The organism is Streptomyces sp. SID14478 (genome assembly GCF_010548525.1).
Classification (GTDB): domain Bacteria; phylum Actinomycetota; class Actinomycetes; order Streptomycetales; family Streptomycetaceae; genus Streptomyces.
Map to the genome: position 1 here is coordinate 1 of NZ_JAAGMG010000691.1, position 237 is coordinate 237.

Genomic DNA, 237 nt, shown 5'->3' on the forward strand with positions numbered 1-237 from the left:
CGGGCGGCACGAGCAGCCCGGTCCTGCCGTGGTCCACGAGGTCGAGGGGCCCGCCCACGGCCGGGGCGATCACCGGCACCCCGCTCGCCATGGCCTCCTGCACGGTCTGGCAGAACGTCTCGAAGGGGCCGGTGTGCACGAACACGTCCAACGAGGCGAAGATCCGGGCGAGTTCGTCACCGGTGCGCCGCCCGAGGAAGACGGCGCCGGGCAGCGCGCCGCGCAGGGAGGTCTCGC

At 74.7% G+C, this 237-nt stretch carries 1 protein-coding gene; it reads right to left on the reverse strand.

Annotation, left to right across the window (positions count from 1 at the left end; translation table 11 throughout):
• Nucleotides 1–237: glycosyltransferase (locus G3I40_RS22795; RefSeq protein WP_164303992.1), on the reverse strand; the 237-nt coding region annotated here is incomplete at both ends.